This is a genomic window from Chishuiella sp. (assembly GCF_032109125.1).
Lineage (GTDB): Bacteria > Bacteroidota > Bacteroidia > Flavobacteriales > Weeksellaceae > Empedobacter.
The window spans coordinates 112,902-129,471 of record NZ_DAMCLZ010000007.1 but is presented as its reverse complement, the minus strand read 5'-3'; the positions used below and the strand labels follow the sequence as shown (position 1 = coordinate 129,471).

17 protein-coding genes are annotated in these 16,570 nt (G+C 26.7%); 11 read left to right on the top strand and 6 right to left on the bottom strand.

Annotated elements, in window-relative coordinates; all coding sequences use genetic code 11:
- Positions 1-56: 56 nt before the first annotated feature.
- From RT575_RS09460 to RT575_RS09450, 3 genes are all read left to right on the top strand, one after another.
- Positions 57-1,112 carry an SDR family oxidoreductase gene (locus tag RT575_RS09460; RefSeq protein WP_313580420.1) on the top strand — a complete coding sequence of 352 codons (1,056 nt, stop codon included), beginning with the start codon at positions 57-59 and terminating at the stop codon, positions 1,110-1,112.
- Between the two features lie 333 nt (positions 1,113-1,445).
- Positions 1,446-1,961, top strand: coding sequence for a VOC family protein (locus tag RT575_RS09455; protein WP_313580418.1), 516 nt, complete (start codon positions 1,446-1,448; stop codon positions 1,959-1,961).
- 40 nt (positions 1,962-2,001) lie between these two features.
- Positions 2,002-3,081 carry an NADH:flavin oxidoreductase/NADH oxidase gene (locus tag RT575_RS09450; RefSeq protein WP_313580416.1) on the top strand — a complete coding sequence of 360 codons (1,080 nt, stop codon included), beginning with the start codon at positions 2,002-2,004 and terminating at the stop codon, positions 3,079-3,081.
- Positions 3,082-3,116: 35 nt separating this feature from the next.
- Here the strand turns inward: RT575_RS09450 and RT575_RS09445 are convergent, their stop codons facing one another.
- Entirely contained in the window at positions 3,117-3,917 is an 801-nt protein-coding gene (locus RT575_RS09445) for a hypothetical protein (RefSeq protein WP_313580415.1), read from the bottom strand.
- 342 nt (positions 3,918-4,259) lie between these two features.
- On the opposite strand from RT575_RS09445, the gene RT575_RS09440 reads away from it, so the two are divergent.
- The gene (locus tag RT575_RS09440) at positions 4,260-5,687 is read left to right on the top strand and encodes a tetratricopeptide repeat protein (RefSeq protein ID WP_313386387.1); all 1,428 of its coding nucleotides are present in this window, start codon (positions 4,260-4,262) and stop codon (positions 5,685-5,687) included.
- Positions 5,688-5,832: 145 nt separating this feature from the next.
- Here the strand turns inward: RT575_RS09440 and RT575_RS09435 are convergent, their stop codons facing one another.
- From RT575_RS09435 to RT575_RS09420, 4 genes are all read right to left on the bottom strand, one after another.
- A complete protein-coding gene (locus tag RT575_RS09435) occupies positions 5,833-6,921 on the bottom strand; it encodes an alkene reductase (protein WP_313580414.1) in 1,089 nt (362 codons plus the stop codon).
- Positions 6,922-7,063: 142 nt separating this feature from the next.
- Positions 7,064-7,375, bottom strand: a complete 312-nt coding sequence (locus RT575_RS09430; RefSeq protein ID WP_313580412.1) for a metalloregulator ArsR/SmtB family transcription factor — start codon at positions 7,373-7,375, stop codon at positions 7,064-7,066.
- Positions 7,376-7,645: 270 nt separating this feature from the next.
- Complete coding sequence (locus RT575_RS09425; RefSeq protein WP_313580410.1) at positions 7,646-7,933, bottom strand: putative quinol monooxygenase; 288 nt, start codon at positions 7,931-7,933, stop codon at positions 7,646-7,648.
- Between the two features lie 152 nt (positions 7,934-8,085).
- Positions 8,086-8,547 (bottom strand): Lrp/AsnC family transcriptional regulator, encoded by a 462-nt coding sequence (locus RT575_RS09420; protein ID WP_313386391.1) that lies wholly within the window; start codon positions 8,545-8,547, stop codon positions 8,086-8,088.
- A gap of 153 nt (positions 8,548-8,700) precedes the next feature.
- Here RT575_RS09420 and RT575_RS09415 point away from each other — a divergent pair, with 153 nt between their 5' ends.
- The 7 genes from RT575_RS09415 (at position 8,701) to RT575_RS09385 (ending at position 15,163) form a co-directional block, all read left to right on the top strand.
- Positions 8,701-9,162 (top strand): DMT family transporter, encoded by a 462-nt coding sequence (locus RT575_RS09415; RefSeq protein ID WP_313580408.1) that lies wholly within the window; start codon positions 8,701-8,703, stop codon positions 9,160-9,162.
- Positions 9,144-9,590 (top strand): DMT family transporter, encoded by a 447-nt coding sequence (locus RT575_RS09410; RefSeq protein WP_313580458.1) that lies wholly within the window; start codon positions 9,144-9,146, stop codon positions 9,588-9,590. The genes RT575_RS09415 and RT575_RS09410 overlap by 19 nt, the downstream gene beginning before the upstream one ends.
- A 26-nt stretch (positions 9,591-9,616) precedes the next feature.
- Positions 9,617-10,372 carry an alpha/beta hydrolase gene (locus RT575_RS09405; RefSeq protein ID WP_313580406.1) on the top strand — a complete coding sequence of 252 codons (756 nt, stop codon included), beginning with the start codon at positions 9,617-9,619 and terminating at the stop codon, positions 10,370-10,372.
- A 171-nt stretch (positions 10,373-10,543) separates the two neighbouring features.
- The gene (locus RT575_RS09400; protein WP_313386394.1) at positions 10,544-11,386 is read left to right on the top strand and encodes a flagellar motor protein MotB; all 843 of its coding nucleotides are present in this window, start codon (positions 10,544-10,546) and stop codon (positions 11,384-11,386) included.
- A 100-nt stretch (positions 11,387-11,486) separates the two neighbouring features.
- Complete coding sequence (locus RT575_RS09395) at positions 11,487-12,785, top strand: sodium:proton antiporter (RefSeq protein ID WP_313580404.1); 1,299 nt, start codon at positions 11,487-11,489, stop codon at positions 12,783-12,785.
- A 95-nt stretch (positions 12,786-12,880) separates the two neighbouring features.
- A complete protein-coding gene (locus tag RT575_RS09390; protein ID WP_313580402.1) occupies positions 12,881-13,318 on the top strand; it encodes a V-type ATP synthase subunit D in 438 nt (145 codons plus the stop codon).
- A gap of 357 nt (positions 13,319-13,675) precedes the next feature.
- Positions 13,676-15,163, top strand: coding sequence for an XRE family transcriptional regulator (locus RT575_RS09385; RefSeq protein WP_313580401.1), 1,488 nt, complete (start codon positions 13,676-13,678; stop codon positions 15,161-15,163).
- A gap of 5 nt (positions 15,164-15,168) precedes the next feature.
- Here the strand turns inward: RT575_RS09385 and RT575_RS09380 are convergent, their stop codons facing one another.
- Positions 15,169-16,452 carry an MFS transporter gene (locus RT575_RS09380; protein ID WP_313580400.1) on the bottom strand — a complete coding sequence of 428 codons (1,284 nt, stop codon included), beginning with the start codon at positions 16,450-16,452 and terminating at the stop codon, positions 15,169-15,171.
- Positions 16,453-16,570 lie beyond the last annotated feature (118 nt).

The following is a 16,570-nucleotide window of genomic DNA, read 5'->3' as shown; positions in this document are numbered from 1 at the left end:
ATATTAGTATTATTATAATAGAAAATATATATCGAATTTTACATGAAAAGAAAGTTATGAAGAAAAATACAGCACTTATTTTGGGTGCCAATGGAATAATAGGTAGAAATCTTACAAATTATCTCATAGAATCCAATAATTGGGATGTTATAACGTCTGCAAGGAAAAAACTAAATTATGAAACGTCGGTAGATTTTATCCAATTAGATTTAAATGATATAGAAATTAGTGATGAGGTTTCGGGGAAATTAAACAATGTTACTCATGTCTTTTTTAATGCTTATATAGAAAAGAAAACACCTTATGAACAGTCAGAGGCTAATTTGAAAATTCTTTCTAATATAGTTCCAGTTTTAGAGCAATATTCTCCAAATCTAGAACGAATATTATTTATTCAAGGCGGTAAAGCATATGGTGCACATTTAGGTGTTTATAAAACTCCTGCATATGAAACTGATCCAAGAAGTATAACGCCTAATTTTTATTATGATCAGGAAGATTATTTAAGAAGACAGTCTATAGGAAAAAGATGGAATTGGACAGCTATTCGTCCAGATATTGTGATTGGTTTTACAACAAGAACCCCTATGAATCTTGCAAATTTAATTGCTATATATGTTGTTCTTTGTAAAGAAGAGGGAATACCTATGCGTTTTCCTGGAACTAAAAAAGCATATGATGTTCTTGTAAATGTTACTGGAACCAAAGTTCTTTCACAATCATTAGAATGGGCAGCAGTTGAAGTAAGTACAGAAAATGAAATTTTTAATATTACAAATGGAGATGTATTTCGTTGGTCACAAGTATGGCCAAAAATAGGAGCGTTTTTTGGAGTAGAGGTTGCAGAACCTCAGACTTTTTCTTTACAAGAATACATGCCTGGTAAAAATGCTATATGGGAAAAAATAGTTGAAAAATATAATCTTATCCCTTATAAACTTGATGAGTTAGTTCAATGGAATTTTGGAGATTTTATTTTTAATGTAGAAGTAGATGCTTTTCAAGACGTAAATAAAGCCAGACGTTTTGGTTTTCATAAAATGAATGGTAATAGTTTAGAAAATTTATTTAATACTTTTCAAACAATGAGAGATAATAAGATAATTCCTTAATTCTCTGTTATATACTTCTTATATTTTTTATAATTATGTTTTGGGCAATCCCTTCGGGACCTGCTTTCCGCTATATCTTTTTAGATTGGTCATTGAATAATTGTTGAAAATGTATCCAATCTAAAAAGGATGTCGCTTCAATCAGTATTGCAAATTCTTTGATAAAATTATAATTATCTTAAATAAGAATAGAGGTCATAGAAAAGTAGCAGGATAAATTAGTTTAAATAGTTTGTGATAAATTAACTTTTAAAACATCTTTATTTTTATATATTTGCATTTATAGATATAAAAATAAGATGTTTTATTTTAACATTATTAATTAGTTTTTATATGAATAAAATTTTTAGAGGTATCGATCATGTAGCCATGACAGTACCTAATATGGAAGAAGCTACAACTTTTTTAAAGAATGCATTTAAGGCAAAAATAAATTATGATCTTCAGAATCCAGAAAATGGAATTTTAGAAGGAGAAGAAATGCTTGGTTTAAAAAAGAATACAAAATTATTACATATGAGAATGCTTACCATAGGTAGTGGAATAAGTTTAGAGCTTTTTCAGTATGATTTTGATGAGCAAAAATCTGCAGCTATTTCATCTGATATAGGATTACAACATTTTGCAGTTTATGTTGATGATATTGATGAAGCTGCTAGATTATTTACAGAAGCAGGAGGAAAGTTGTTTTCTAAAATTAATCGAATATTTGGACCTATTGAGGGAACTGATGATAGAAATCGATTTGTTTGTGGGAAAACACCTTGGGGGACTATAATAGAACTTGTAACTATACCGGGAGGGATAAATTATCCTGATTATAGTGAAATAGAAAGAAATATACCCTAATAAGAATTAAAATTAACTTTTAGTAAAAATTAAATAAATCATGTCAAAATTATTTGAATCATTCCAGATTAAAGGAATAAATTTTAAGAATAGAATTGTAATGTCGCCAATGTGTCAATATTCTGCAACAGATGGCTTTGCTAGTAATTGGCATTTAGTTCACTATGGTTCTAGAGCTGTAGGGGGAACAGGAACTATTATGGTAGAATCTGTAGGAGTAAGTTCAGAAGGAAGAATTTCTCCAAATGATCTAGGTATCTATAATCCAGAACATGTTATAAAATTAAAAGAAATTACAGATTTTATAAAAGAGCAAGGAGCTGTTCCTGCAATTCAATTAGGACATGCTGGTAGAAAAGCAAGTGCACAAATTTTCCAAGAATGGAAGGGAGATGGAACAGTAAATGAAAAAAATGGAGGTTGGCAACCTGTAGCTCCATCTCCAATAAAATTTATAGAAGAATATCCAGAGCCTAAGGAATTAGATAAAGAAGGAATAGAAAAAGTCGTGAATGATTTCAAAAAAGCTGCAGAGAGAGCTATTGAAGCTGGATTTCAAATGATAGAAATACATTCAGCACATGGATATTTATTACATGAATTTCTTTCTCCACTAGCCAATAAAAGAACAGATGAATATGGTGGATCTTTTGAAAATAGAATTAGACTTTTATTAGAAGTTGTTGATGCAGTGAATAGTGTCTTAGAAAATAAAGTTCCATTATTTGTTAGAATTTCAGCAACAGATTGGGTAAAAGAAGGCGCTTGGGATTTAGAGCAATCAATAAAACTTACGAAATTATTAAAAGAAAAAGGAGTTGATGCAATGGATGTTTCTACTGGAGCAGTTATTCCAGATGCAATTATTCCTGTAGGACCAGGTTATCAATTACCTTTTGCTTCTAGAATAAAAAAAGAGGTGGATGGTATCTTGGTAGGTACTGTTGGTATGATAACAAATGCTGTGCAAGCAGAAACAATTTTATTGAATAATGAAGCAGATTTAATTTTCTTAGGACGAGAATTATTAAGAAATCCTTATTTTCCATTAGAAGCGGCTAAGGAATTAAGAGAAGAAATAGAATGGCCTTTACAGTACACAAGAGGTAAAAGAAAATAAATAGAAAAGCTAGTAATTTTTACTAGCTTTTTTATTTAATTTAGAGGAATTGCATAAAAATAATTCTCATACGCTTGTCCTCTTAATAGCCAATAATTAGTTCCTTTATTTTCTATCATTAAATATAGTGTTAATTCATCATTAGTTACATTTACAACAGAACTACCAGAAATAAATGTCATATTTGCATCATTTGATCCTGCATTTCCTGTAATTTGAAAAACACCAGCATAAGAAGTATTTGTTTCTGCTGGTCCTAAATGTGTAAATCCAACTTGTTGTACAGAAGAATTGGAACTTGATAGATAAAGGTGTTGCCAAAATCTAGTTGAACTTGACAATTGAGATAACATCGTTATTCCAGCATTTACAACCCATCTACCTTTTGTAAGTTTTATATATACTTTACTATATAATGGAGTACTACCTCCAGTTGATTTAACATTGTTATCAGCAGATGTAAAATCTCCAAGAGCAACTGGTTTTATTGAAGCTGGAGTTTGCCATGTCCCAACTCCATTTGCATCACTCATAAGTACTTTAGATTGACCTTGTGTTCCATCTACTATTTTTATAGCTCCATTAATACTTCCGTTATTTATTTCAAGTTTTGTTGTTGGATTAATTGTACCAATACCAATTTTACCTTGGTTAGTTATAACTACATCATCAGCCTGTTGAGCAGTAGTTGGAACTCCAGAAGAAGGGTTTGTTGTCTCAGTAGAATATTTACCATCAGTATGGAAAAGTTGTTGAGGATTAGCAGTATTTATTCCTACTTGTGAAAACATGAGTGAAGATAATAAAATACTAAAAGAAGTTAATAATTTTTTCATAAACTTATATTTATCAGCAAAGAAAAATAATAAATTACCATCTTAAAAAAATCAATATAACACATTAATAACACATTATTGTTTATTTTAGGAATACTTTTATTGAGATTATTTTTTTATCTAACTTTTTTTTAAATATTATGTGATTATTTACTTTACATTATTTCGAAATTTATTTCTCAATTTTATATATATCACATTTTTTTCACATTTTTTTAAATTCTGTTTTTTAAAAATTTAAAATACTGTAATATAATTATTTATATCTATTTGTTAAATAGGTCAACTTATGTATGAATCTTATGAAACATTGATATTTTTGCATCAAATAAATATTTAAAAATGAATAGAATTAGATTTATTCTAGTATTTTTAATATTCTCATCGTTATCTATTCTAAAAGCAAATGATTATACTGAAATTAAGGTTAATGAATTATTAAAAATATCTTTTGTATATTTTTCAGAGCTTGATTTATCAAAATCAATTTTATATGCTAAAAAATCTTTAGAATTATCTAGAAAGGAAAAATATACAAAAGGTATAATAAAATCTAACATTTACATAGCAAAAGCTTTATTAGAAACTGGCGTATATGAAACTAGTCTCGATTATATAGAAGAAGCTGAATCGAAATTAGAAAAAAATAATTATCCATGTTTAAAAATTGAAATATATCGATTAAAAAGTATTATTTATGCTAATTTGAACATGAATCAATTATCAATTAATGAAATAAAAAAACAAAATAGCTTATTCGAAAACAATCAATTTTTAAGTGATGTAAAAACACATAAATTTTTATACTTTCAGAATTTATCTCATGTTTATAGAATATTAGGAAATCAAGATTCTGTAAATAAATATTTAAAACTTCAAAATAAATTAATTATAGAAGATAAATTAAATGTTGACGAATTTATAATTTCAAGAACTTATTCTGAAATCGGAGAATACTTTATTCATATAGAAAAATATGATAGTGCTCAATTATACTTGAAAAAAGCTCAAGATGTAGTAAGTAATTATAATAAAGCATTTGAGTATTATTCTCAACAAAAATATGGTATACTTTATTCTAAATTAAAAGACAGAAAAAAAGCTATTTTTAATTTTGAATTAGCATTAAGTAATGCAAAAAAAATAAATAATCCGAATGCTATTTTATCAAGTTATAAACTACTTTCTGATTACATGATAAATAATAACATAGAATTAGGAAAAGCTAATTTCTATTATTATAAGTATCACTCTCTAAATGATTCTTTAAATTATGGGAACAAAATTATTACAGATAGAATTATAAATAATATTTTATCTGATGAAATAAAAAAGAGAAATGAAAATAATATATTGACAATAAAAGTTAGCTTTTATATATTCTTTTCATTTATAGCTATTTTTTATATTATTTATAAGTCAAGGCAAAGAAATAAAGTAGAAAATAATTATATTGAAATACTTATTGATGATTATAAATTCGAAAAAATGATTGGTTTATTGAAAAATAATTCACCAGAATTTTTGATTTTATTTAAAGAATTATATCCAAAATTTGTAGAAAATTTGAAAAAACTCAATCCGAATATAAAAAGTAAAGAGCTTAGTTTTTGTGCAATGATTTTTTTAAATTATTCATCAAAAGATATTGCAGTTTTTACTTTTGTAAGTTTAAGAGCTGTCCAAATTAGAAAAAATAGATTGAGAAAAAAATATAATATATCGTCAGAAGTTGATATAAACAGATGGATGAGAAATTTAAATATTTAAAAACCTGATAAGTATTACTTATCAGGTTTTTGAATTTAATAAAGACTTAATTATCAGTAATCAATATGTCGAATGATAATTTATTTTTGATTGTTTGTCTATAAACGAGTTATAAACAATAAAAAAAAGTGAATTTTGTATTGTATTATAAAGTAGGATAATCTGTATAACCTATAGGTCCAATACCATAAAAAGTGCTTTTATCAGCTTCATTTAAAGCAGAATTAGTAGCAAAACGCTCCACTAAATCTGGATTAGCAATGAACGGAACACCAAATGAAACTAAGTCAGCGTAACCTTCTTCTATAGCTCTGTTAGCTGTATCTTTTGTAAAACCACTATTTATCATATATGTACCATTATAAAGTTTACGGTAATGTTTAGCAGTTCTAATAATATTTTCTTCCTTTTTATTAGGATCTAATGAGAAACCAGATATATGCAGATAAGCTAAATTATATTCATTTAACTTTTTTACAATATATTCAAATAATAGATCAGTTTCATCATCTTTTACTATTCCAAAAGTATTAACCATGTCTGGAGCTAAACGAACACCTACTTTATCTATTGAAACTTTTTCATTGATACGATCTAAAACATCGAATAAAAAGCGAGCTCTATTTTCTATACTACCTCCATATTTATCTTCACGAACATTCGAACATTTAGCAAAAAATTGATGAAATAAATATCCGTTAGCAGCATGAATTTCTACACCGTCAAAACCATTTTCTATAGCATTAACTGCTGCTTTTTGAAAACTAGAAATTGTATCTTCTAAATCTTCTTCAGTCATTGCTTTTGGAGTAACAGTATCTACAAACCCATCTCTAGTATATGATTGGAAATTTGCATTAATTGCTGATGGGGCTAATGGTAGTTCCGATTCAACTAAGTCAGGATGAGAAATACGACCTACATGCCATAATTGAGCAAACATTTTTCCTCCTTTTGCGTGTACACCGCTAGTTACTTTTTTCCATCCTTCTAGTTGTTTTTCTGAGTAAATACCAGGTACATCTATATATCCTGTCGCATTTGGGTTTACTGGAGTTCCTTCAGAAATAATTAATCCTGCTGACGCTCTTTGTTCGTAATACTCAGCAATAAGGTCAGAAGGGGCTAGATCTTTGTTATGTGCTCTTGTTCGAGTTAATGGAGCCATTACAATTCTATTTCTTAGATCTAATTCGTTAGTTTTTAATTCTTTTAATAAATTAATTTTATTCATTTATTGTATATTTTAGATTGTTGGAAAAAATACCAACAGATAATTTATTTACAAATATATCTACGAATCTAGATATATAAAAATAAAGTTATGTTAATTTTTAAAAAGAATTAGAAATGTGGTCAATCAACTACAGAATAAATTATAATTTATTCTGTAGTTGATTAATAAATTGCTCAATAACTTCTTCATTTCTACTAAAATAAGACCATTTTCCACTTCTGATCATTTTAAGTAAACCACATCTTTCCATATTACCTAAGTATGTAGAAATAGTAGATTGTGATAAACCTGCTTTCTCTTGAATTGTACCTACACACACACCATCTTTATTTGGTATTCCAGTGTGGTTTGCAGGGAAATTTGCATCAGGTTCTTTCAACCATTCTAGTATTTCAACTCTTGTTTGATTCGATAAACATTTACCAATTTCAACGATTTGCTTTAATTCCATTTTACAAATATATTTACAATTATATATATATGAATAATAAATTAATTTCTACTTATCTAAGTAATTATATATAAAAGTTGATTAGACTTTTTTAAAATTATGTTTATTTTTTGGGCAATTGCTTCGCACCGTGCTTTCTCGCTATATCTTTTTAGATTGGTCATTTAATAAATGTATACAATCTAAAAAGGATGTCGCTTCAATCACTATTGCAAATTTTATAACTAAAAATAATTACAAAAATGATTAGAGAAAAAATGTCCTATAAAATTAAACAATCTTAGTTACATAGATTTGTGCTGCTTCTTGTAATTTTCCATCTATAAAATCTACAAATTTTTGCATATGAGGTTGTTTATTATGTTGATCTAAACCTTCTTTATTTTCCCAAATTTCATAAAATACAAAAGTATTTTCATCTTCTATATTTTGATGTAGATCATATAAGATTGAAGCATTTTCTTTTCTTGTTTCTACAACTAAATTATCTAAAATAGCTTTAAGCTCTTCACGAAATTCAGGTTTACTTTTCACAATTGCTGTTACGTATATTTTCATATTTTAAATTTTTATAATGTTATAATCTATTTAACTTCGTCTAGTAATATAAATTCCATTGTTTTGTTAATGTGTTCTTCTTTAGTAATTCCTTCAGCATAAAAATCACTTTATACAAATGTATCTATAATTCTAGATAAATAAAAATATATTTAAAATGGAAGAGCCGTAACTTGTTTAATATGCCTCATCACAAATGAACTTTGTATTTTACTAATGTGTGGGATAGCTGAAAGTTTTGTGGTTACAAAATCATTAAATGCATCAGGATCCTTTGTAACAACTTTTAGAACGACATCAAAAATTCCTCCAGTAACATAAACATCCATAACTTCATTTAAATTAGATATTTTTTCTAAAAACTCATCAACATATTCAATACGTTGACTGTTTAAGGATACGTTGACTATAACAGTAAATTTCAATCCCATTTTACGTTGATCTAAAATGGCAACATAATTTTTAATATAACCTTCGGTTTCTAATTTTTTGATTTTGTCATATACTGAAGTTCTAGACATATTTAACCTATCTGTTAAATCTGATATATCAAATTTCGAATTTTTTTGAAGCAATCTAAGCAATTCTATTTCTTGGTTATTAAGTTCATTCATTGGATTTTTTCCAATAAAGATATCAATTAATGCTTTAAAATGTATAAAAAACACAATATAATATATTTATTAGTGTTTTTTACATATTTAGTTTTATTTAAATGATTTTAGTGCTGTTTTTGGTAATTTTATATGTTTAAAAAAATATATAAAATGATTAAATATATTATTATAGTTGCAATAGGAGCTTTAAGCTATGGTATGTTATCTTCATTTGCTAAAATAGCATATGGACAAGGATATAATGCTGGAGAAATAACTTTTGCACAAGCAGCGATAGGAGCTTTCATTCTTGTAATACTAGCTTTTATAAGTAATTTTAAAAACAAGAAGCAGCATAATACTAAAAGGTGGAAATTATTTATAGCAGGAAGTTCTATGGGTATATCTGCTTATACATATTATTTATCTGTAGAATATATACCCGCTTCTTTAGCAATAGTTTTATTGATGCAAATGACATGGTTAAGTATTTTTGCAGAATGGATCTTTTATAAAAAGAAACCATCTATAATAGAAATTTTTTCTGCAATTTTTATTATAATAGGTTCTATTTTAGATGGTAATTTGCTAGAAATGGATAATATTAATTATTCATTTGTAGGGATTTTTTAGGAATAGGAGCAGCACTTCTTTATATAGTATATGTATTATTTACAAGTAAATTAGGAAATGATGTACCTATGTTCGAGAAAAGTGCTTTAATGACTATAGGTTCAGCTATTATGATTTTACTAATTAATATAAAAAGTATAACAACAAGTAATCATTTGGATTTTGGATTATTACAATGGGGGATATTTTTAGCTGTTTTTGGTACTATTGTTCCTCCTATATGTTTTACTTGGGGAATGCCAAAAATAGGAGCAGGATTAAGTGCTATACTACTTACTTTAGAATTGCCAGCCGCAGTTATTTGTGCTCATGTAATCCTTGGAGAAAAAGTTACATTTTCACAAATAATAGGAATTGGTATTATTTTACTCTCTATAATAATCATAAACCTTGTTAAAATGAAAAATAATAATAAAATTATAAATTAGATTTTTCTATTAATTTTTAATTGAATATGAATAAAATAAATGGAATGGCATTTTGCCATATGAATCAATATCCTAATAGACCTACTATAGTATTTCTACATGATAGTTTAGGATCAATAGAATTGTGGAGAAATTTACCAAATGAACTTGCCGCAGTTACTAAATGTAATGTTTTAGTATATGATCGATTGGGGTATGGAAAATCTGATCCTATGCTAACATCTATTAGATCAAAGAATTATTTAGAAGTAGAGGCAGATATTTTAATTGACTTATTAATTGACTTAAAGATTGATAAACCTATTCTTTTAGGACATAGTGATGGAGGTTCAATTGCTTTAATTGTAGCAGGTAAATATCCTAATCAAATAAAAGGAGCAATTATAGAGGCTGGTCATATTTTTGTAGAAGAGATTACTCTTAGAGGTATATATGATGCTAAAAAAGCATACGAAACAACTAATCTACCAAATCGTCTTAAAAAATATCATGGGGATAAAACAGAAACTATTTTTAAAGCTTGGACAGAAACTTGGATTAGTAAAGATTTTAAAAATTGGAATATAGAACATTTTGTATCAAATATTGTAGTTCCTATTTTATTTATTCAAGGGAAAAATGATGAATATGGAACGCTTGAACAAGTAGATAAAACATTAGATCTTGTAAAAGGTAAATCTGATAAATTTATTATTCCTGATGTGGGACACACTCCACATAAAGAGATTCCAGATTTATTTTTAGAAACTGTAAAAGAATTTATTTTAAGAATAGAAAAATAATTATTTTAATAGAATAACCTGTATAATATTAGAGAAAAATTTAAATTTGAATAGAAATATTTTTATGAATTATATCTGTTATTTTTTTTCTGCACGGTTTTTGTTCTATTATTATCATTAATAAGAAATAATGACTTATATTCGTGTAACTGAAATAATAAAATAATAATTATGAAATTTTCAATTTTTCCAGTAGCTATTATTGCTGCATCATCACTATTTAGTTGTGTGAGTCAGAAAAAATATGATGAATTACAAAATAAATTTAATTCAACATATTCTGAAAATCAAGGGTGTCAAACAGAATTAGCTGTAGCTAAAGCTAAATTAGCAAATTCTGAAACAAATCAAGGTCATTTTGAAAATACAGTTCAAAGTGAAAGACAACAAATTAGAGAACTACAAGCACAATTAAAAAAATGTATTGATGGAGGTTCTAAAAATGTTTCTGAATTAGTTAAAGAGATCAATGAATCAAATAAATATATCAAACATTTAGTAAATGCTAAAAGTAAATCTGATAGTTTAAATATGATTTTAACTAATAATTTAACTAGATCTTTATCAAGTAATGAAGCTAAGGATGTTGATGTAAAAGTATTAAAAGGTGTTGTATATATTTCTTTAGCAGATAATATGTTATATAAATCTGGTAGTTACGAAATTTCACCAGCAGCTGGAGAAACTTTAAGTAAAATAGCAAAAATCATTAATGATTATAAAGATTATGATGTATTAATCGAAGGTAACACGGATAATGTACCAATTTCTAAACCTAATATCCGTAATAACTGGGATTTATCTGCTTTAAGAGCTTCTTCTGTTGTTCAAGCTTTACAAAACCAATACGGTGTAGATCCAAAACGTATGACTGCTGGAGGTCGTGGAGAGTTTAACCCATTAACTACAAATGGAACTGCAGACGGGAAATCTCAAAACAGACGTACACAAATTATCATTTTACCAAAATTAGATCAATTTATGGATTTAATTGGACAAGCCCCAAAGTCATAAGTAAAAGATAAAAAAAACATAAATTATATTAAAAAGGGACACTGAAAAGTGCCCCTTTTTTTGTATCTTTTCAAAAAAATTAATCAACATATAAATATTAATGGAACTTTATTATTCTTTTTCAGTTCTAATTGTACTTGCAGCTATATTTTCTTATGCAAATATTCGTTTTTTAAAATTACCAGGTACAATTGGGATTATGATTATTGCCATGCTAGTTTCTGCTATTATTCGTATAGCTGGAACTATTTTCTTTCCAACTATAAGCGAAGAATTTAGACAACTTTTTAATAGTTTAGATTTTAATGAAATATTAATGGGAGCAATGCTTAATTTTTTACTTTTTGCAGGAGCTTTACATGTTAATATTTTTGATTTAAAAAATCTGAGATGGACAATTGGTACTTATGCAACAATATCAGTTGTTTTATCAGCGTTTATTATAGCAACAATTCTATTTTATGTTGCACCTTTTTTTGGAATTCAAATACCATACATATACTGTTTATTGTTTGGAACATTAATATCACCTACAGATCCCATTGTTGTTTTAGGGATTTTAAAACAAGCGAAAGTACCAAAAACAATAGAAACTAAGATTACTGGTGAATCATTGTTTAACGATGGTGTAGCTGTTGTAATGTTTGCTGTTGTTTTAGAAGTAGCTACAAATACACAGTTCGATCCTTCTTGGCAAGCTATTTCTATTTTATTTTTAGAAGAAGCAGGTGGAGGTATTTTATTAGGTCTATTACTTGGTTACTCAGCATCAAAAGCAATTAAAAAAATTGATGATTATAAAGTAACAGCTCTTATAACTTTATCAATAGTAATGGGTGGTTTCCTAATAGCTAAAACATTACATTTTTCAAGTCCTTTAGCTATGGTTGTTGCTGGATTAATAATTGGTAATTATGGACAAAAATTTGCAATGACAGAAACAACAAAAGATTATCTAAATAAATTTTGGGAATTGATTGACGAAATAATGAATGCTATTTTATTCTTATTCATCGGTTTCGAATTATTATTAATTGATGATATTCTTGGGCAAATACTTTTAGGTATTTTAACTATTTTTATTGTTTTATTTGCAAGAACTTTATCAATATATATTCCTGCTAAAACAATTTTAAGAAAAAATACATATTCTAAAGGATCTTTAATTGTTCTTGTTTGGGGAGGAATTAGAGGAGGTGTTTCAATTGCATTAGTTTTATCAATGCCAAATTCTGAATGGAAAGAATTATTATTAGAAATAACTTATGTTGTTGTTTTGTTTTCTATTGTTGTTCAGGGATTAACTGTTGGTAAAGTAGCTAAAAAAGTATTAAAAGAAGATACGGAAGAAGCAAAAGAAGAAGAGGTAGAAGAATATTTAAATTCGACTAAGCTATAATAAAAATTATATAAATCTATATCAACAAATACAAAACAGGGATTAGAGAATATCTAATCCCTGTTTTGTATTTGTTGATTTAATCACATAAATAAATGAAAGAAAAACTGTATCAATTTATTCATGAATTATTGAATGATAAAATTGACTATCTACAAAAATTAATTAATGATTTGAGAAGTTCAAATAATGATACTAAAAGTAGTATGGGTGATAAATATGAAACTTCTAGAGAAATGATTCAACAAGAAATTATGCATATACAAAAACAGTTAAATGAAGTTATTATACAAAAAGAACAGTTTTTAAAAATAAAATATATAGAAAGCGATAGTGTAATTATAGGTTCTTATGTAAAAACATCAATGGGAAATTTTTATATTGTTTGTAGCTTAGGAGAAATAGATTTTCATGATGAAAAAATATTCGTTATTTCATCTCAAACACCATTGGCCAAAACAATTTTAGGAAAGAAAAAAGGAGATATATTCGAAATGAATAATCAAAAAATTACTATAGAAGAGGTTATTTAAAATAAAAAAATAGAAATAAGGCTCACGCTTTGCTGTGGAAGTTACGTACGTGCATTATGGAAAAAATATAAACCAAAGTCAATTAGTGAGCCTGATATTTCTCGATTACAACAATGTTCTTTAATTCTAGTACTTTAAGTCTCTCAACTATAATAACTATTCTCATTTTTTATAATCTTATCTAAAAATATTCTGATCTATAGATTCTATATTATAAATTTTATAGATCAAAATACATACCTTTTTTTAGATTTTAGTATTTTTGGTTAGTTATAAAACTAATTTAAATAGTTTCAGCGAACGTTCGCTAAATTAATAAAATTCGTTTAGATTTACCAAATATTTTTTGAAAGAATTATGCAGCAAGATTATATAAAGTTAATTTTTGGATTAAAATTAAAGCAGATTAGAACATCTAAAGATTTATCTTTGTTTAAGTTATCTAAATTAACAGGGCTTTCTAAATCTTACCTAAATGAGATAGAAAAAGGTAAAAAATATCCTAAAACAGATAAAATTATTGCTTTAGCAGATGCATTTCAAGTACCTTATGATGAACTTGTATCTTTAAAACTAGATAAAAATCTTGCTCCTGTTGCGGAAATTTTACAATCTAATTTGTTACAAGAGATTCCATTAGATATTTTTGGTATTGAAGAAAGAGATTTGATAGAGATCATTTCTAATGCTCCGCTCAAGGTAAATGCTTTTATTTCGACTTTAATAGAAATAGGGAATAATTATAATCTAACAAAAGAAAGTTTCTTTCTTGCTTCTTTACGTTCTTTTCAAGAATCACACGATAATTATTTTCCAGAAATTGAAATTTCAGCAAGGAATTTTTTGAAAGAGTATCTTTTAGAGTCAGATAAATTTGTTTCTAATGAAACAATGGAAGAAATTTTAAAAGAAGAATATGATTATACAATTTATTACAGAGATTTTAAAACTTTAGGTTCGCCTGATTTAGAAAAGTTAAGATCAATATTCATTAAGGAAAAGAAAATATTATATATTAATATATTATCGGAAGTAGATCAAAAGCGTTTTATTTTAGCAAAAGAACTTGGTTATAATTATTTAAAGTTAACGGATAGATTATATACTTTTTCATGGGCAAGTTTCGAAAATTTTGATCAATTATTGAATAATTTTTATGCTTCCTATTTTGCAGGAGCTCTTTTATTACCAGAAGAAATGCTATTGAAAGATATGGAAGAGGTTTTTGCTTTAGAAAGCCATGATTTATCTAAATTTCAAGAAATTTTTGGGAAGTATACAGAATCTCCAGAAACAGTGTATCAAAGAATGACTAATCTGTTACCAAAACATTTTAATATACGTGATTTATTCTTTTTACGTTTATCCACTCGAAAAGATTCAGATTCATATAAATTAACAAAAGAATTACATTTAAATAGACAACAATCTCCACAAGCAAATGGAACAGATGAACATTACTGTAGAAGATGGGTTTCTTTGAATGTTTTGAAAGATTTACAAAATAATGAAAATTCTACACATGAAATAGGATCTCAAATTTCTACTTATCCGTTTAGTAATAATCAAAAATATTATGTAATATCATCAGCAACAAAAGATCCTTTTAATCCAGATTATCTTCGTAGTGTAACAATTGGTATTTTGTATAAATCAGCCCAAAGGAAAATTAAATTTATGAATGATCCTTCTATTCCAGTACAAGAAGTTGCAGTTACATGCGAAAATTGTGGTATTATGGAATGTGATAAACGTGCTGCTAAACCCATGAGATTTGAGAAAGCAGTACGTAATAAACGATTGAATGTGCTTATTAATGATTTTATAAAAGCACAAAGTAATTAGTGTTTTTATTTTTTCTCCATTTTATAGAATAAAAGAATAACAAAACTAATAGCAAAAGAAACTCCCATAGCTAAAGCAGAAGCTTTCATTCCTCCAGAATATTCTATCAATAAACCGTAAATCATTAATCCCATAAAAAGAGCAAATTTTTCAAATACATCATAAAAACTAAAATATGTAGTTGTATCTTCAGTTTCGGGTAATAATTTTGCATAAGTTGATCGAGATAATGCTTGTAAACCTCCCATAACCAATCCTACCATTGCAGCCATTATATAAAATTGCATTTTTACATTAGGATCATTTTTATTAATTAAAAAACCAATTAAGCAAGTAATTATCCAAATAAAAATTCCAATAAGTAAAGTGCTTTTATTTCCAATTTTTCCTGATAAGAATGAAAATAACCATGCACCTAAAACAGCTTCAATTTGTATAAGTAAAATCGTCATGATTAATTCAGAAGATTCCATTCCAATTTCAGAACTACCAAACATAGCAGCCATCAAAAAAATAGTTTGCATTGCAAGGCTATAAAAGAAGAAACCAGATAAAAATATTCGAATATTTTTATGTTGATTTAAATCTTTGAATGTTTTTCTAAGATTTTCAAAACTACTTTTAATAATGTTTTTAGGTATTTTTCTATCAAACTTTTTATTTGGTAATTTATTTAATGCAATTTGCCCAAAACCAAACCACCAAATTCCAGTCAATAGAAAGCTTATTCTTGTAAAAAAAGCTTGCTTTTCCTCAGGAGCAAGTTGTATCATAGCAAGACAAACGGTTAAAAGTAGTACTGATCCAATATAACCAAACATATAACCTTGTGCAGATACTTTATCCATTTTATTTTCACTTACAATTTCAGGGAGATAGGAATTATAAAAAACTAAACTTCCCCAAAAGCCTATGCTTCCAGTAATATTTAGTAATAATGCTAGCCAAACTAATTTACCAGAAGTAAAGAAAAACATACCAATACACGAAAATGCTCCTAAATAACAGAAAAATCTTAGGAATTTAATTTTATTTCCTATTAAGTCTGCTATAGATGATAAAACGGGAGATAAAACAATAACAAAGAAAAAAGCAATTGCTAATGAAAAATTAAATGCAGATTCTGGTAATAAACCTAAAAATTTTATTGGTGCATTATTTGCATCATATGTCATAGCTGTATAATATACAGGAAAAATAGCAGATGCAATGACTAAAGCATGAACAGAATTTGCCCAATCATAAGAAATCCAAGCTCTAATTAATTTAGGATTATCTTTTATATTCATATGTAATATTTGAGTGGTAAACTTAATAAAAATAAAAAGAACAAATTGTTATCTTTTTTATTGTATAAAATAATTTCTTTTTGTGGATAGATTGTCCCAAATAATTTCTGAATGCTCT